At 63.8% G+C, this 15,792-nt stretch carries 16 protein-coding genes and 1 pseudogene; 7 read left to right on the plus strand and 10 right to left on the minus strand.

Annotated features, from left to right (window positions below):
• Window positions 1-48: 48 nt before the first annotated feature.
• The 3 genes and pseudogenes from AB0O58_RS26230 to AB0O58_RS26240 form a co-directional block, all read right to left on the minus strand.
• Window positions 49-1,539 carry a DUF222 domain-containing protein gene (locus tag AB0O58_RS26230; protein WP_366239012.1) on the minus strand — a complete coding sequence of 497 codons (1,491 nt, stop codon included), beginning with the start codon at window positions 1,537-1,539 and terminating at the stop codon, window positions 49-51.
• Between the two features lie 37 nt (window positions 1,540-1,576).
• Window positions 1,577-1,828: a DUF3253 domain-containing protein gene (locus tag AB0O58_RS26235; protein WP_366239016.1), complete on the minus strand. Its 252-nt coding sequence runs from the start codon at window positions 1,826-1,828 to the stop codon at window positions 1,577-1,579.
• 15 nt (window positions 1,829-1,843) lie between these two features.
• Window positions 1,844-2,032 (minus strand): annotated as a pseudogene (locus tag AB0O58_RS26240) (DUF2256 domain-containing protein); the annotation flags it as partial.
• A 3-nt stretch (window positions 2,033-2,035) separates the two neighbouring features.
• On the opposite strand from AB0O58_RS26240, the gene AB0O58_RS26245 reads away from it, so the two are divergent.
• Window positions 2,036-2,602: a peptide deformylase gene (locus tag AB0O58_RS26245; protein ID WP_032375299.1), complete on the plus strand. Its 567-nt coding sequence runs from the start codon at window positions 2,036-2,038 to the stop codon at window positions 2,600-2,602.
• 24 nt (window positions 2,603-2,626) lie between these two features.
• On the opposite strand, the gene AB0O58_RS26250 is transcribed toward AB0O58_RS26245, so the two are convergent.
• The gene (locus AB0O58_RS26250) at window positions 2,627-2,959 is read right to left on the minus strand and encodes a hypothetical protein (protein WP_032375357.1); all 333 of its coding nucleotides are present in this window, start codon (window positions 2,957-2,959) and stop codon (window positions 2,627-2,629) included.
• A gap of 106 nt (window positions 2,960-3,065) precedes the next feature.
• Between AB0O58_RS26250 and AB0O58_RS26255 the strand changes: the two genes are divergently transcribed.
• The gene (locus AB0O58_RS26255; protein ID WP_205914314.1) at window positions 3,066-3,479 is read left to right on the plus strand and encodes a hypothetical protein; all 414 of its coding nucleotides are present in this window, start codon (window positions 3,066-3,068) and stop codon (window positions 3,477-3,479) included.
• Window positions 3,480-3,621: 142 nt separating this feature from the next.
• Window positions 3,622-4,890 (plus strand): DUF4185 domain-containing protein, encoded by a 1,269-nt coding sequence (locus tag AB0O58_RS26260; RefSeq protein ID WP_032399167.1) that lies wholly within the window; start codon window positions 3,622-3,624, stop codon window positions 4,888-4,890.
• On the opposite strand, the gene AB0O58_RS26265 is transcribed toward AB0O58_RS26260, so the two are convergent.
• Window positions 4,853-5,476: a hypothetical protein gene (locus AB0O58_RS26265; protein WP_206498447.1), complete on the minus strand. Its 624-nt coding sequence runs from the start codon at window positions 5,474-5,476 to the stop codon at window positions 4,853-4,855. The genes AB0O58_RS26260 and AB0O58_RS26265 overlap by 38 nt on opposite strands.
• Window positions 5,473-6,429, minus strand: coding sequence for a hypothetical protein (locus AB0O58_RS26270; protein ID WP_366239013.1), 957 nt, complete (start codon window positions 6,427-6,429; stop codon window positions 5,473-5,475). The genes AB0O58_RS26265 and AB0O58_RS26270 overlap by 4 nt, the downstream gene beginning before the upstream one ends.
• 20 nt (window positions 6,430-6,449) lie before the next feature.
• Here AB0O58_RS26270 and AB0O58_RS26275 point away from each other — a divergent pair, with 20 nt between their 5' ends.
• Together AB0O58_RS26275 and AB0O58_RS26280 are read left to right on the plus strand one after the other, a co-directional pair.
• Window positions 6,450-6,800 carry a hypothetical protein gene (locus AB0O58_RS26275; protein WP_052061209.1) on the plus strand — a complete coding sequence of 117 codons (351 nt, stop codon included), beginning with the start codon at window positions 6,450-6,452 and terminating at the stop codon, window positions 6,798-6,800.
• An 89-nt stretch (window positions 6,801-6,889) separates the two neighbouring features.
• Window positions 6,890-8,248: an acetamidase/formamidase family protein gene (locus tag AB0O58_RS26280; protein ID WP_288123463.1), complete on the plus strand. Its 1,359-nt coding sequence runs from the start codon at window positions 6,890-6,892 to the stop codon at window positions 8,246-8,248.
• A 75-nt stretch (window positions 8,249-8,323) separates the two neighbouring features.
• On the opposite strand, the gene AB0O58_RS26285 is transcribed toward AB0O58_RS26280, so the two are convergent.
• Window positions 8,324-8,941 carry a TetR/AcrR family transcriptional regulator gene (locus tag AB0O58_RS26285; protein WP_179274414.1) on the minus strand — a complete coding sequence of 206 codons (618 nt, stop codon included), beginning with the start codon at window positions 8,939-8,941 and terminating at the stop codon, window positions 8,324-8,326.
• An 85-nt stretch (window positions 8,942-9,026) separates the two neighbouring features.
• On the opposite strand from AB0O58_RS26285, the gene AB0O58_RS26290 reads away from it, so the two are divergent.
• Window positions 9,027-10,379, plus strand: a complete 1,353-nt coding sequence (locus tag AB0O58_RS26290) for a cytochrome P450 (protein ID WP_366239014.1) — start codon at window positions 9,027-9,029, stop codon at window positions 10,377-10,379.
• A gap of 3 nt (window positions 10,380-10,382) precedes the next feature.
• Here the strand turns inward: AB0O58_RS26290 and AB0O58_RS26295 are convergent, their stop codons facing one another.
• The 3 genes from AB0O58_RS26295 to AB0O58_RS26305 form a co-directional block, all read right to left on the minus strand.
• Window positions 10,383-11,246, minus strand: a complete 864-nt coding sequence (locus tag AB0O58_RS26295; protein ID WP_366239015.1) for an alpha/beta hydrolase — start codon at window positions 11,244-11,246, stop codon at window positions 10,383-10,385.
• A gap of 47 nt (window positions 11,247-11,293) precedes the next feature.
• Window positions 11,294-11,590 (minus strand): antibiotic biosynthesis monooxygenase, encoded by a 297-nt coding sequence (locus AB0O58_RS26300; protein WP_283551058.1) that lies wholly within the window; start codon window positions 11,588-11,590, stop codon window positions 11,294-11,296.
• A gap of 68 nt (window positions 11,591-11,658) precedes the next feature.
• The gene (locus AB0O58_RS26305) at window positions 11,659-13,035 is read right to left on the minus strand and encodes an NAD-dependent succinate-semialdehyde dehydrogenase (protein ID WP_048320080.1); all 1,377 of its coding nucleotides are present in this window, start codon (window positions 13,033-13,035) and stop codon (window positions 11,659-11,661) included.
• 240 nt (window positions 13,036-13,275) lie between these two features.
• On the opposite strand from AB0O58_RS26305, the gene AB0O58_RS26310 reads away from it, so the two are divergent.
• Window positions 13,276-15,513 (plus strand): NADP-dependent isocitrate dehydrogenase, encoded by a 2,238-nt coding sequence (locus AB0O58_RS26310; RefSeq protein ID WP_283551060.1) that lies wholly within the window; start codon window positions 13,276-13,278, stop codon window positions 15,511-15,513.
• The last annotated feature ends 279 nt before the right edge of the window (window positions 15,514-15,792 follow it).

The following is a 15,792-nucleotide window of genomic DNA, read 5'->3' on the forward strand; positions in this document are numbered from 1 at the left end:
TTTCGTCCACCAGTTAATTCTACGAAAACCGCAACTTTAAAAGTACATCTACACCGCGTGTCGCGTTATCGTATCGGCGTAACTTAACGGCATTGTGATGTGGTGGGCTTGGCACCACTGGGCTGGGCGGCCGCACATGACGCAGCAGGTGTCGCGAATGGTCAGGGCGATGCGTTGGTCGTCGCTGGCGAGTCTGGTGGTTCGTCCGAGCGCGAGTGGTACGCCGTGGTGGTCGACGATGACCGGGGTCAGGTCGGCGTCGCAGGTGACCAGCTCGGCGAGGAAGCGGCTGATGGGGCCGGTCCAGTCGAGGTGGAACGGCCAGTCCGCGTCGCCCGGCTCGGGCGCAGACTTCTGCCCGCCGTTACTGTCACCGCCACGGCCGGCCGCGGTGGCGTCGCGAGAACCAGCGTCGCCCGGGTCGGACGCAGACTTCTGCCCGGCACCACCACATCCGGATGTCGCATCGCCGCGAGCAGCGATATCCCCTCGGGCCACTCCATCCGGACGCGAGCCGTTGCTGTCGCCGCCGTTCGAGGAGCTCCCCGCGACCGAACCCGTGTCGACCGAATCCGTTGCAGTGCTACCCGTTTGCTTGTTGCCACCGTGAGCGAGCAAGTCCCGCAGGGCAACGATCAGGTGCACCGACGCCCGCGACCCGCCCGCCGACCCACGAGTGCTGCCGCGGAGGTGTCGGTCGAGGATCTGATCGAGCGCATCGGCCCGGCGCTTCGACGCACTCCGCGGGTCGCGCTCCCCGCCGGGCCCCGGCCGAGGTGCCGTCAACGGCGACAGAGCGGTGAGAAGCTTCTCGGCGAGCAACCGGTCCATGTCGCCACCGAACTGAAAGCGGCCGTTGGCGAGAGGGTGCAGGTCGAATCGGTTCAGTGCCGAGTTCTCCGACACCGGTCGCGGTGCAGGCGGCAGCGGAACAGGCTTGGGCGCAGGCGGTTCCGGATCCGGTGTCGGGTCGCCGTGTCGGTCGGAGGACGTGGCGGTGTCGGCGGCGCGACGCTCCTGTTCCCGCTGTTCCTGCTCTCGGCGTTGTTTCTCGGCTTTCGCGTGTCGTGCCCGGGCGTCGTCCGCGGCCGCATGCGCCAAAGCGTGCGCGCGGGAGGTCACTTGGCCGGCGGTGTTGCGCATCGCGGTGTCGAGCAATTCGTCGACAATTCCGTCGCGGCGTACCTGATCCAACGTCGGGTCGGCCACCAGGACGACGTCGTATCCCTCGGCGATGGCGGCGGCGTGCGCGGCATGGATGCGGCCATCAGCGAGGGCGTCGAGCACGGTGGGGTGATCGAACAGCCAGTAGCCCAGTGCGTTCTGGCGGGCGGCGGATCCGTCCGTGATGCGCACCGACTTCGCGTACCAGCGGGTGACGGACGAGTGCCCGAGTTTCATCGCCAAGCCGCGGCGGTCGATCTCGGCGAGCAACGTCAATCTCTTTGCTGCGAGAGCGTTTTCGAGTGAAGCCACGTCAGCAAGCTCGGAGACCAACTCCTGGTCTCCGAGCCCGAACACATCCCCCCATGTCTTCACACCACGAAAGCTATACCCACCCACCGACAGGTTTCCGTCAACGCTTCCAACGGATCCGGATCGGTCCTTTTGCGGTCGAGGGATCTATGACCGACCCCTTCTGTGTGATCTCGACTTCGCCGGCGTCGACCATACGTCGGGCCGCGCGGCGAACGGGCTCCATCAAGTCGCGCCAGGCGTCGTCGGACAGGGCTCGTGCGACGTCCGAGGGGCAGATCGTCGCGTCGCGTGATCGGGCGCCGAGCAAGGATCGGATTTTGTCTTCGAGTTCCTTGTCGGTTGCACTCACTTTGCGCCGCCGGCAGGTGTCGCTGCAGTACTTGACGTCATCCCAGTTCTTCTCCCATTTCTTGCGCCACTCGATCCGCCGACCGCACGACGCGCACACCTTGTCTGCGGGGTGCGCGGCGGAGGTACGACGGGAGTGGGCCACAGATCGACAGTAACCTCGTTGCCCAGGGCTCCGCCGCTCTCGGAGCGAAACTATCCTCATCTCATGGCGATTCGAGCGATCCTGGTTGCCGGTGATCCCCGGCTGACAACTCCGGCAACTCGCGTGACGGTGTTCGACGACGAGCTCGCAGCGCTGGTCGAGGACATGTTCGAGACCAATACGGCTGCACCCGGTGCGGGTCTGGCGGCTAACCAAATCGGCGACCCACGTTCGGTCTTCGTCTACGACCTGCGGGACGGTGGGGTCCGTCACCGCGGACACGTGATCAACCCGGTGCTCGAGACCTCTGGAATTCCGGAGACGATGCCCGACCCGGAAGACACCGAGGGATGTCTGTCCGTGCCGGGGGAGCTGTTTCCGACCGGGCGTGCCCACTGGGCTCGTGTGACAGGTGTCGATGTGGAGAACAACCCGGTGACGGTGGAAGGCACGGGTTATCTGGCGCGGTGTTTGCAGCACGAGTCCGACCATCTGGCCGGGCTCCTCTACCTCGACCGCCTGCTCGGCCGCCATCGACGTGCGGCGAAGAAGATGATCAAGGAGAGGGGGTGGGTCGGGCCGGGCAACAGTTGGTTGCCCGGGGCCGACGCGCATCCGCTCGGGCTGTAATCGCGGCTGCGCCTTATCCGACGGTTAGAACGGGTTGTACACGTAGAGCATCCGGTAATCCCATTCCGACGATCCGGCCGGAATGCGGATGTCGGTGAGCGCGTGGCCGTTCTGAGTGCACCAGGTGCGGGCATGGAACGAGGAACAGTCGATTTGTCGTGTGGTCCCGAACGGGCTGATGATCAGCGACTTCTCGCTCGCGCTGCCGTAGGCCGCGGGGTCGAATGCGTTGACGAAGCTCGATGTGGAGTCCTTGGGGCCGAACGGGTTGTCGTCGGGCGCAGCGGATGCCGTCGGTGCGGCGAGCACCGCCACGCCGATCGTCAGTGCAGCGCCGGCGAGGATCTTCTTCAGCATGGTGACTCCGTTCGTTTCGAGCACGAATACCCGGTGCTCGGTGATCGGCAGCAACGGACCGCGCGTTACGGGTCGCCTTCGGGTTCGAGCCCGGCACACTGGAGCGATGACTCGAATGGAAGCTCCCGCCGTCGCCCAACTACTCGGTCGGCGTCTCGCCGTGTGGGGCGGTGTGAGTGTGCTTGCCGGAACGGTGTTGGCGGTGCGCGGCTCGTCTCCTGCCCGTCGTGCATTCGGCCAGCAGACCGCGGGTTGGGGTGCGATCGATGTGGCGATCGCCGGGTCGGGAGCGCTCAACTCCTCGGTCCCGACGTCGAAGAGTTTGAGCAAGTTGCTGTGGATCAATGCCGGGCTCGACGTGCTCTACGTCGCGGCCGGTGCTCACATCGCCGTCCGGAAGCCCAGCTTCGGCCGCCGAATCACCGCTGACCAGGCGATCGGTCACGGAACCGCGGTCGTCGTGCAGGGAGCGGCTCTGCTCTTGCTCGACACCGCGCATGCCCGCCTGATCGCGCAGTAATCACATTGGTGTCATTCCCATAGCGTTCGATTTGTCAAGCATCGACACGAACTAATTGTTGCGACCTAAGTGTATTTGCGTAACACTCGTCCCATCAGTCACATCCGTATCGTGCTTCACAAGGGGAACGGTGGGTTCGTTCATGCGCTTACGTAGTCGGCATATTGCTGTCGGGGCTGTCCTGGCATTGGCAGTGAGCGGGCTGAGCGCATTGACTGCGCCGACCGTCTCTGCAGAACCGTGCGGCGGTCTGGGTGGGCCGGGCTCCTCACCGCTGTTCGGTTCGTCGGGCAGCGCGGGAATGTCGGGCAAGAACCCGCAGGGACCGCAGGGGCCTCTGCCGCGCATCACCGGGAACACCCAGAGCATCGCCTGGGTCACCGGTCCGCAGAGCGTGAACGACACCTACGACAACCTGGCGATGTCCGGAACCGACCTCGGTATCACCTGGGACAACGGTGCGGGCCAGATCTTGATGGCGTTCGGTGACACGTTCGGTGATTGCTCCTCCGGCAATGCCCAGTGGCGCAGCAATGCACTCTTCCGCTCGGACAAGGCGTCGACGAACCTGTCGCAGGGCATCACGATCGGTCCGGCCGACCCGGCGAACACCACCTCGGGTGCGGTTGTCAGAGCGAACAATCCGCGTTACGCCGCCGAGATCATCTCGAGCGCGAAGCTACCGAGCGTCGAGGACACGACCATCCCCACGGCGGCTATCGCGATCGGCAACACCCAGTACATCAACTACATGTCGGTGCAGAGCTGGGGCACACCCGGTCGCTGGATAACGAACTACTCGGCGACGGCCAAATCGACCGACAACGGCCAGAATTGGACGACGGATCCCAAGACGATCCGCGTCAACAAGGGTGTCACGATCCCGGGCTTCACCAACGTCCACGAAAGCCAGGGCAAGTTTCAGCAGAGCGCCTATGTTCTGGGACAAGACGGTCAGTACCTGTACCAGTTCGGTACTCCCAACGGACGATTCGGCGACGCGTTCGTCTCCAGAGTCGCGCCCGATCAGATCGAGAATCTCGACGCGTACGAGTATTCGACGCAAGATCCCGATCCGGCCAAGCAATGGTCCAAGAACGTCGGCGACACCGTGGCCGTGGTGAAGGGCCCGGTCAGCGAGATGTCGGTGGCGTGGAACGACTACCTCGGCCGGTACGTCATGATGTACGGCAACGAGAACAACCGGACGTTGGTGGCGCGCACGGCGGAAAACCCGGAGGGACCGTGGAGCGAACCGAGGACGATTCTCGACGCCAACCAGACGGCAGGCGGCATCTACGCGCCGTTCATTCACCCGATGTCGAGCGGAAAAGACCTGTACTTCACGGCTTCTCGGTGGTCCGATTACAACGTCATGCTTCTGAAGACGAACCTCGACGCGTTGAAGTGACGCGTCCGGCGGCGGCGTCGAGGTAGGCGTCGACGTCCATGTCGATTTCTGCGGACAGTAGTCCACGCCGGATCGTCGAGAGATACTTGCTCGACGGTTCGCCGTGCTCCCGCACGATCGAACTCGTCAGTGTGAACGCGGGCAGTCCGTCGATGTCCGGAAGCCGGAGCAGCGCATCGTATTTCCCTCGGTATGCTTTACCTCGGCGGTCGATGTCGAGTGCGGCCCACTCGCCGATGCTCAGTGATTCCACAGCCGAGATATCGACGGAATCGACCACGTTCTCCACCGAGGCGACGTGCGCCAACTGCACACTTTCGATCAGGTATCCGTGCGCCAGTGACGGTTCGGCGGGATCGGTCGTCAGTGACACGAAGGCCGACGCCCCGGTCCACCGTCGGGACACGCCTGCGAAGTGCAGGGCGTGATCGATCCACAACCAGCGTTCGGCCTCGACCGCTGCCGACGAGGGCGCCGGTGGATGTGCCCCGAACTCCGAGCCGTCCTCGGAGCCCGTCAGGTAGACGGAGAACCTCTCTCGCAACAGGTTCGAGCCATACGCGACGTACCAGAGGCGGTCGGTCACTCGGCCTCGAACAGCTGCCGGTACGCCTCGGCGAGTAGGTCGGCCGCGAGATCGTTGTTGTGTGCCGCTGCGCCCGTTGAGTTTCCGGACCGCATCAGCCGCGCGTTGAGGCCGTACGCGAGATCGTCGAACGTGTCGTCGTCGATGCCGAGATCGACATCCACGTCTTCTTCCAGCAACGCGCCGAGGTCGATCGACCACGACCACACCCGTTCGTCTCGGTACGGCCCACGTCCGGCGCTGACGGTTTCGTTGGAGACCTCGAGCTGCTCGTCGGTCCGGTCGCGCGGAACGTTGGTGTTGATGCGCAGGTCGAGTTCGATCGTGTCGTCGTCGTGCACGATTTCGTCGACTCGCAGGGTCTCGAAGCCGCCGCACGTCAGCGTCAGCAATCGTCGCGGACCGCTGTCGTCCTGTACGTCGGACAGAGCGGCTGTCTGCCACAGGTATTTCGCGGTGTTGGCCGGGTCGGGGATCGACGAGTTGATGTAGTCGGCCACGATGCTTCGGATGGCGGGGTACGCGATGTGGTCGGACAGTTCCCAGAACTGGCGACGACTGCGTCCCACGGCCGCGTCGAGGAGCGTCGTGCGCTTGGCTCGTTCTTTGGGCAGTGCCGTCTTCACTCCCGGAGCTTCGCCGATCGCGGTGGGCTCCGACGGGCGTTGTCGCAGTGGGTGGAGCTGGGACACGAGATCGGTGAGCTGCTCCAGACGATCTGCGGCACCGGGTGCAACCTCGAGGGCCTCGATGTCGGGCCATATCTCGCGGTCGGCATTCACTCGGGCCGCGAGTGAATCGGAGTAGCCCACGAAGGCCGCGTTGTCTGCGAAATGCAGAACGTAGAGTCCGTTTCGGAGGTCCTTGGCGGCGAAGATCGTGGCGATGGCCCCGGAATCGGTGACGTCGAAGCGTTCGAGGGCGAATCCGTCGGGTGTGGAATCTGTCGGCATGGCACTGAATCTACCGACGCGTGCGAGCACCGCCTATTCGTCGAACTACGAATTTCCTTCACCGCGCTATCGTCGTCGAACCGGGGATCGTTGCGTTGCCCTCCGGTCGGCGGCGATCGACCTTACCGCCGGGAACACCTCTCGATGCCCCGCGCCTCAACGACGCCGATCTGCGCAGGCGCAGCGCCAGATTCGGTTCGCTGCGTCGTCGGATCATGCTCGACGCCCCCGCAGCGGTGGCCGGCCCGTTCATCGGGCTGCTGTGGTTGATCGTCGACGGTGGGGGCTTTGCACAATTTCTGGCGGTGAGTCTGTTGGCAGCTGTCACCGCGATCTGGTGGTCGGCGATCGCCGGCAGCGACCCCAGTTGAGTCGCTGAGCAATTCGCGTGACGCGCGTTCGTAACTGCTGAGAAACACCCCTGATCTACGTTCGAGATTCGGACAATTCAGGAGGCAGTATGGCGCAGTCGATGGCAGAGCACGCAGCGGAAACTATCAGCAAAGGAATCGGCCGACGCGGCTTCATTCGGGCGGTGGCAGCGATGAGCGCAGGGGCTGGTTTGGCAACTACAGCTGCGTGTTCGACGACCTCGACGACCACTGCCGCCGCGAGTTCATCGGCTCCGGCACCGGTCGGCATTCTTCAGCCGGGAGCCGGTGACATCTCCGGCGATCACTACCTGAGCTCGGAGGTCGACAAGGTCCTGTGGGGGTACGTCCCGACGGTCGAGTCCGAATCGGTGCTGCAGATGAAGTCCGGCGAGACGGTGACCATCGACGCGCTCAGCCATGAGGGAATCCTCGAAGACCAGGGCCGCGATCCCGTCGAATTCTTCGGCGGCAAAGGTGTTTCCCAGTCCGATGTTCTTCAGGACGCGATCGACATCGCAGGCGGGTACGACCGAACGGTTCGCAACTTCGACGTCGACGGACCGCACGTGGTGACGGGCCCGGTGTTTGTCGAAGGTGCGCAGCGCGGCGATGTGCTCAAGATCGAAACTCTGGAGGCCGTTCCGCGGGTGCCGTACGGCGTGGTGTCGAGCAGGCACGGCAAGGGCTCTCTGGCAGTTACGGCGTCCGGTGAGGCACCGGCGGGCATCAGCCTGGACGAGGTGATGCCGCCGATCGGAAGCGACGGCAGGAAATCGGGTGACCCGACGCAGTACGGCAACGTGTCCACGTTCACGGCCGTCGAGGACGGGCAGGGCGTGATGAGGTACGGCGATGCGGCCGTGCGCTTTCCGCTGCGTCCGTTCATGGGCATGATGGGCGTGGCGTTCGCGAGCGACCCCGGTCTGACATCCCCGAATGCCAACTCGATTCCCCCGACGCTCGGCGGTGGCAACATCGACGTCGGTCTGCTCGGCGTCGGCTCGACGTTCTACCTTCCCGTGTTCGCGGAGGGCGCGCTGTTCTACGTCGGCGATCCGCACATGGCGATGGGTGACGGTGAGGTGGCCCTGACTGCGATGGAGGGGTCTCTGCGCGGCACCTTCCGGCTTACGGTCTGCAAGCCCGGCAGCGGTGACGCGCCGTCCGTCGCGTACTCGTATCCCTTTGCCGAGAACGAGGACTCGTGGATTCCGATCGGCCTATCAGATCCGGACGGGGCCGTCGGCGGCCAGAGTTCGGACCTGAACGCGGCGATGCGCCGCGCGGTGGTCAATGCTCTGGACTTCTTGGAGACGGACCTCGGCATGGACCGAGCGACGGCGTACGCGTACGTGTCCGCAGCCGCGAACTTCACCGTCTCGCAGGTGGTCGACAAGACCGTCGGCGTGCACGGGCAGATCTCGAAGGCGCACTTCGACCGGTAGGAGTGCGCCTGCGGCGCAGTGGTGCGGGTAAGTGCCTCTGCGGGCAAATAATCACGCCACTGCGCGTAGCGCACCTCAGCGGTGCGCGGTTGCGATGAAGTGACGTGTTGCGGCGTCGACGATGTCTGCAGGTGCGATGTCGATTTCGTCGTTCAGCCAGGCGATCACGAGTTCGGCCAATCCGCCGATGAACAGCAGTCCGTTGATCTCCGACTGTGGTTGCGGCCAAGCCTTCTCGCCGTAGAGTTCGCGCGACTGTTCGGCCACCAGATGGGCGAAGCCGCGCAATGACTTTCGTCGGTATTCGCGGAGGGAGTCGACGGCCAGCGATTCGATCATCGCGACCCGGCCCTTGCGGCGGTCCTCGGTCAGGACGCCGACGAACGCGGTCACCGCGTTGTGTACCTTCTCGTCGACGGTCCGGGCGGGGGAGTGCAGTGCATCCAGCGCTGCGGTCCGTATCTCGGCGGACACCGATTCCACGACCTGCTCGAGCAAGTCGTCTCTGCTGGTGAAGTTTTGGTAGAAGTAGCGCTCGGTGAGCTTGGCGTGTGCGCAGATCGCGGTCATGGTCGCACCCTTCGCTCCGGCTGCCGCGAATACCTCGAGGCCGGCGTCGAGCAATCTCGCTCGGCGGTCGGCCGCGCGGTCGTCGGCGCTCATGCCGTTGTAGCGACGCGTCGTAGGGGGCATGGGTAGATCTTGACAGAGACCGTGACTGTGACGCAGACTACATCTCATCTGACATGACGTCATGTCAGATTGACGGAGGTCGATAATGGCACGTGCTCTGGCTGCTCCACCCGCAGATTCAGCTCTCCAACCGGTGTTCGGCGACGGCGGTCTTCCCGTCGTCGGGCACACGCTCGAGTACATTCGAGACCCTCTGAAGCTGCTCGGTAGTCGGTGGGACAAGTATGGCGAGGTCTCGTGGATGACGATGGCCGGGCAGAAGTGGATCACCGTTCTCGGTCCCGATGCGTGTCAGCAAGTGCTGCAGAACGCGGACAAGGCGTTCGCCAACGGTGACGGCTGGTCGCTGTTGATCGGGCCGTTCTTTCACGGCGGGCTGATGCTGCTCGACTCCGAGGAGCATCTACGTCATCGACGAATCATGCAGCAGGCCTTCACTCGCGACCGGCTGACCAAGTCCGTCGCAGCGTTGAATCCCGTCACGGCAACAGGTTTGGACGCGTGGCAGCCGGGCCGCGACTTCCAGGTCTATCCGGCGCTCAAAGAGCTGACGCTCGACGTCGCGACGAGCATCTTCATGGGCGGTGCGGAGGGAACGACGCACGCCGACATTGCGGAGCTCAATGCGAGTTTCATCGCCTGCGTGCAGGCTGCCACGTCGATCGTGCGCTACCGCGTTCCGGGCACGCGGTGGAAGCGGGGTCTGGACGGCCGAGCGGTGCTCGACCAGTTCTTCCGCCGCTACCTCCCGGCTCGTCGAGCCACCGAGACCGACGACCTCTTCTCGGTGTTGTGCCACATCGAGGGTGACGACGGAGAGCACTTCTCCGACGACGAAGTGATCGACCACATGATCTTCCTGCTCATGGCTGCGCACGACACGTCGACGATCACGCTGTCGACGATGATGCAGTACCTCGGCCAGCATCCGGAGTGGCAAGACAAGTGCCGGGCCGAATGCGAGGCGCTGGGCACCGATGCTCCCTCGTTCGCGCAACTCGACGAGCTGACCAACGTCGATCTGGTCATGAAGGAGTGCTTGCGCCTGGTCTCGCCCACACCTGTAGTGGCCCGCCGCGCCGTGAAGGACACCGAGGTGCAAGGCAAGTTCGTGCCCGCGGGAACGTATGCCTCTGTCGCGCCGCACTTCACGCATCACATGGAGCAGTACTGGCCCAACCCCGAGCAATTCGATCCCGGGCGGTTCGCGGCCGATCGCCGCGAGGACAAGGTGCACCGCTATGCGTGGGAGCCGTTCGGCGGCGGCGTCCACAAATGCATCGGCATGTTCTTCGCCGGGGCAGAGATCAAGACGATCATGCATCACCTGTTGCTGCGGTTCGACTGGACGGTCGACCCCGATTACGTTGCACCGCTGAACTTCACGTCGCTGCCCTTCCCCGAGGATGGGCAGCCCGTGCAGCTTCGACGGCGGTAAGTCTTACCCGGCGCGCTCGGTGAGCCAGCCGATGATGTCGGCGGTGACCTCGTCGCGGTTGGTTTCGTTGAGGATTTCGTGGCGGGCACCGGGGTAGAGCGTGACGGTTACATCGCTCATGCCGGCCGCGCGGTAGCGGGACGCCAGTGTCTCGATCAACTGGCCGCCGCCGGCGAGTGGGTCGTCCGTTCCCGACGTGATGAGCAGGGGGAGGTCCGAGCGGATCTGCTCCAGGTTGTGGGGATCGGCGAGCTTCTCGGCCTCACCGAACAGCGCGGGCACCGTCGACTCCGGAAGATCAAAGCCGCACAGTGGATCTGCCACGTAGGCGTCCACCTCGGCCTCGTCACGCGAGAGCCATTCGTAGCCGGTGCGGTGCTCGAAGGCGGCGTTGAACACGCTCAGGTCGCCCGCCGGGGCGTCGGCCATTCCTGCGGCGAGCACGTCGAGTGTCGTCGAACCCGACAGCACCACGCCCTCGTACAGATCCGATCGCTCGATCAGAACATGCTGGGTGGCAAAGGATCCCATGGAATGAGCGAACAAGAACAGAGGCAGGTCGGGGTACTCGGTCAGCAGTGATTCGCCCAGTTGCTCGATGTCTGCCCACAGGCCGGCGAATGCGGCGGCCCCGAAATCGCCGGGGGTGTCCACGATCGACTGGCCGTGGCCGCGGTGATCCGACGCGACGACGTGGAAGCCGGCGTCGTTCAGGGCGGCAGCGAAGCGTGCGTAGCGACTGCCGTGCTCGGCGAGCCCGTGTGCGATCTGTACGACACCGCGAGCAGGATCGGCGGACGTCGCCCAGGTGTAGGTGCTGATCTCGAGGTCGTCCTGCTTGGATACGAACGACGAAGCGTTGGCCACGAAAATCTCCTTGGTGCGGCGAGAGGGTCGAGACACGAACCTAACTCTCACGCCTCGTACATCGGAGCAAAATGCTCGACGACGGGGAACGGATCGTAGAAGTGATGCAGTAGCGCCTTCCACTGCTGATACTCGTCGGAACCACGAAAGCCGTCGGTGTGGTCTTCGAGTCGTTCCCACTCCACCAACAGCAGGTAGGTGTTCGGTTGCTCGAAGCCCTGCGAGAGGGTCAGATTCACGAACCCCGGCATCGACGCGATGATCGATTTCGCGTCGGCGAACGCGGTTTCGAACTCGTCGGTTCGGTGGGGGATGACATGCAGCAGGGCGTGTTCGACGATCATCCACACAGTATGACCGCAGCAGCGCGATGCTCCCCGGGCAACTGCCCGGGGAGCATCGGCGAGTACGGCTACTTTGCGGAGACTCGGACCAGTTTCTTGTTCACGAATTCGTCCATGCCCCACGGTCCCAGCTCGCGGCCGACGCCGGAGCGCTTCACACCGCCGAACGGCAGGCCGGGCAATGTGGTGCCGTGTTCGTTGACGAAGGCCATGCCCACCTCGAGGCGTTCTGCTACGTCCCGGGCCTTGTCGAGGTCTGCGCTCCACACCGACCCGCTCAGTCCGTAGGGGGAGGAGTTCGCCAATTCGATTGCCTCGTCGGCGTTTTGGATCTTGTAGATGACGCCTGCGGGGCCGAACAGTTCCTCGGTGTAGGCCCGCATGTCCGGCGTCACATCCGTCAGTAGGGTCGGCTGCACGTACGCGCCCGGTCCGTCGATCTTCTTACCGCCGGTGAGCAGTGTCGCGCCCTTGGACACCGCGTCGTCGATCTGCTCGATCAACGTGTCGGCAGCGGTCTGCGACGACAGGGGACCGAGGGTGGTGTTGGCATCCAATGGATCGCCGGTTTGCACAGCCTCGAAGGAGGTGACCAGTTTGGCGACGAATTCGTCGTAGACGTCCTCGGCGACGAGTATGCGCTTGGCGGCATTACAGGCCTGGCCTGCGTTGGACAGGCGCGCACGGGTTGCGGATTCGACGGTGGCGTCCATGTCCGCGGAGTCGAGCAGGATGAACACATCCGAACCGCCGAGCTCGAGCACGACCTTCTTGAGGTTGCGCCCGGCCGTCTCGGCGACGGACGTTCCGGCCCGCTCACTTCCGGTGAGCGAGACACCCTGCACGCGGGCGTCGGCGATCATGTCGGCGATCTGCTCGTTGGTCGCGAAGATGTTGATGTACGCGTCTTCGGGCAACCCGGCCTGCCGGAAGATCTCTTCCATCAGCAATGCCGATTGCGGGCAGTTCGGTGCATGCTTGAGCAGAATCGTGTTGCCCACCATCAGGTTCGGGCCGGCGAATCGGGCTACCTGGTAGTACGGGAAGTTCCACGGCATGACGCCGACGAGCGCGCCCACGGGCTTGCGCTGCAGCACACTGATTTCCGCTCCGGGCACGTCGAGTGTCTCGTCCTCGAGCAAGCGTGGGCCGTTGTCGGCGTAGTAACGGTAGATGTTCGAGGACAGTTCGACCTCGCCCTGAGACTCGGTCAGAGGCTTGCCCATCTCGAGCGAGATGGTGCGGGCCAGTTCGTCGGCGCGCTCGACATAAAGGTCGGCGACCTTGTGCAGGATGTCTGCGCGATGCTCGGGTGAGGTCTTGCGCCACGTCTGGAAACCGGCGTGCGCATCCGCGAGGGCGCGCTCGATGCCGGCCGAGTCGAGAGTTTCGAATTCCTTGACGGTTGTGCCGTCGGCTGGATTGACAGTCTTGTAGGTCGTCATGCTCGGTTCAACGGACGGCGGGGCCGATTTTGTTCCTAATCGGGCAAATCGGATGGCCCGACGGTGGTCAGAGGCGGGACGGGACACGGTCTCGAAATCCATTGAGCGCCCTACTGGTCGGTAACTTGGATACGCAGATGGAGTGATACCCCACTGCCCCCCACAGCGGCGAGAACGAAGATTAAAGTTGAGGACGAACGCATCCAAAAGACGACGTCGAAACTGAGGCAAAGGCGAAACATGACAGCGAAGAAGCCGACCATCATCTATACCCTGACCGATGAGGCGCCGATGCTGGCGACTCACGCGTTTCTGCCGGTCATACGTTCTTTCGCCAGCGCGGCCGGCATCGACGTCGACTCCAGTGACATCTCGGTTGCGAACCGCATCCTCGCCGAGTTCCCCGATTACCTCAACGAAGACCAGCGAGTGACCGACAACCTCGCCGAGCTGGGCAAGCTGACGCAGCTGCCCGACACCAACATCATCAAGCTTCCCAACATCAGTGCCTCCGTTCCGCAGTTGCTGACCGCGATCAAGGAACTGCAGGACAAGGGCTACGCGATCCCCGACTTCCCCGGCAACCCGAAGACCGACGAAGAGCGCGAAATCCGCGACCGTTACACCAAGTGCCTCGGCAGTGCGGTCAACCCCGTTCTGCGCGAGGGCAATTCGGATCGCCGCGCGCCCAAGGCCGTCAAGGAATTCGCGCGCAAGCACCCGCACAGCATGGGTGAATGGTCGCCGGCGTCGCGCACCCACGTTGCGCACATGCGCCACGGCGACTTCTACCACGGCGAGAAGTCGATGACCGTCGAGGGCGACCGCGAGGTCAAGATGGAGCTGCTGACCGAGGGCGGCGAGACCATCGTCCTCAAGGAGAAGGTGTCGCTCACCGACGGCGACGTCATCGACAGCATGTTCATGAGCAAGAAGGCGCTCATCGAGTTCTACGAGGAGCAGATGGAGGACGCCTACAAGACGGGCATCATGTTCTCCCTGCACGTCAAGGCCACGATGATGCGGGTCTCGCACCCCATCGTCTTCGGTCACGCCGTCAAGGTCTTCTACAAGGACGCGTTCGCCAAGCACGGCGACCTGTTCGAGGAGCTCGGCGTCAACGTCAACAACGGCCTCTCGGACCTCTACAGCAAGATCGAGGCACTCCCCAGCGCGCAGCGCGAGGAGATCATCGACGACCTGCACAAGTGCCACGAGACTCGTCCGGAGCTGGCGATGGTCGACTCCGCACGCGGAATCTCGAACTTCCATTCGCCCAGCGACGTCATCGTCGACGCGTCGATGCCTGCGATGATCCGCAGCGGCGGCAAGATGTGGGGCGCGGACGGTCGGCCGAAGGACACCAAGGCAGTCAGCCCGGAGTCGACCTTCTTCCGCATCTACCAGGAAATGATCAACTTCTGTAAGACCAACGGACAGTTCGATCCGACGACGATGGGCACCGTTCCCAACGTCGGCCTGATGGCACAGAAGGCCGAGGAGTACGGCTCGCACGACAAGACGTTCGAGGTCCCCGCCGGGGGCGTCGCGAACATCACCGACCTGGCGACGGGCGAGGTTCTGCTGACGCAGGACGTCGAAGAGGGTGACATCTGGCGTCTGTGCATCGTCAAGGATGCGCCGATCCGCGACTGGGTTGCCCTGGCAGTGCGACGCACCCGTGAGTCCGGAATGCCCGTCGTCTTCTGGCTCGACCCGTACCGCCCGCACGAGAACGAGCTGATCGGCAAGGTGCGCAAGTACCTGAAGGATCACGAGACCGAGGGCCTCGACATTCAGATCATGTCGCAGGTTCGGGCGATCCGCTACACGATGGAACGTCTCATCCGCGGGCTCGACACCATCTCCGCGACCGGCAACATCCTGCGTGACTACCTCACCGACCTGTTCCCGATCCTCGAACTCGGCACCAGCGCGAAGATGCTCTCCATCGTTCCGCTGATGGCCGGCGGTGGACTGTACGAGACGGGCGCGGGCGGCTCGGCCCCCAAGCACGTCAAGCAGCTCATCGAGGAGAACCACCTCCGCTGGGATTCGCTGGGTGAATTCCTGGCTCTCGCGGTCAGCCTCGAGGACCTGGGAACCAAGACCGGTGACGTCAAGGCGACCATCCTCGCCAACGCACTCGACTCGGCCACCGGCAAGCTGCTCGAGAACAGCAAGGGCCCGTCGCGCTCGACCGGTGAACTCGACAACCGTGGCAGCCAGTTCTACCTCGCCCTCTACTGGGCACAGGAACTGGCCGAGCAGACCGAGGACACCGAGCTGGCCAAGCACTTCGCCGCACTCGCGAAGACGCTCTCGGAAAACGAAGAGAAGATCGTCGGCGAGCTCAACGCGGTACAGGGCAACCCGGTCGACATCGGTGGTTACTACTACCCGGACCCCGAAGCCACCGCCGCAGTGATGCGTCCGTCCACGACGTTCAACGAGGCACTGGAGTCGGCGAAGCAGTAGTACTTCTGCCTGCTTCACCCCCCTTTGGGATGAATGGCCCATTCACGGGCTCAGACGTTGTGAATGGGCCATTCATTCGTTCGGGGGCAACAACTTTCGGGCTTAGCAGCAGCCGCCAGCCGTCCAGGTCCACAGTTCGCCCCCCCGGTTGGGATCAATGCGACATTCACGCGTTCAGACGTTGTTGCACAGCTCCCCGGAAGTTGGACTGAGTAATTCAGTTCCGACTACCGGGGAGTTTTGTATGCGTGCACGAAGTTCACTTACCGAGGATCAGCG

The organism is Rhodococcus sp. NPDC080181 (genome assembly GCF_040702225.1).
Classification (GTDB): Bacteria; Actinomycetota; Actinomycetes; order Mycobacteriales; family Mycobacteriaceae; genus Rhodococcoides; species Rhodococcoides fascians.

Coding starts and splice junctions, on each gene's coding strand:
- AB0O58_RS26300 (WP_283551058.1), bottom strand. CDS start 11,590: ATGATCGTCGAACACGCCCTGCTGCATGTCATCCCCCACCGAACCGAC.
- AB0O58_RS26260 (WP_032399167.1), top strand. CDS start 3,622: ATGCGCTTACGTAGTCGGCATATTGCTGTCGGGGCTGTCCTGGCATTG.
- AB0O58_RS26245 (WP_032375299.1), top strand. CDS start 2,036: ATGGCGATTCGAGCGATCCTGGTTGCCGGTGATCCCCGGCTGACAACT.
- AB0O58_RS26255 (WP_205914314.1), top strand. CDS start 3,066: ATGACTCGAATGGAAGCTCCCGCCGTCGCCCAACTACTCGGTCGGCGT.
- AB0O58_RS26285 (WP_179274414.1), bottom strand. CDS start 8,941: ATGCCCCCTACGACGCGTCGCTACAACGGCATGAGCGCCGACGACCGC.
- AB0O58_RS26305 (WP_048320080.1), bottom strand. CDS start 13,035: ATGACGACCTACAAGACTGTCAATCCAGCCGACGGCACAACCGTCAAG.
- AB0O58_RS26290 (WP_366239014.1), top strand. CDS start 9,027: ATGGCACGTGCTCTGGCTGCTCCACCCGCAGATTCAGCTCTCCAACCG.
- AB0O58_RS26250 (WP_032375357.1), bottom strand. CDS start 2,959: ATGCTGAAGAAGATCCTCGCCGGCGCTGCACTGACGATCGGCGTGGCG.
- AB0O58_RS26270 (WP_366239013.1), bottom strand. CDS start 6,429: ATGCCGACAGATTCCACACCCGACGGATTCGCCCTCGAACGCTTCGAC.
- AB0O58_RS26310 (WP_283551060.1), top strand. CDS start 13,276: ATGACAGCGAAGAAGCCGACCATCATCTATACCCTGACCGATGAGGCG.
- AB0O58_RS26280 (WP_288123463.1), top strand. CDS start 6,890: ATGGCGCAGTCGATGGCAGAGCACGCAGCGGAAACTATCAGCAAAGGA.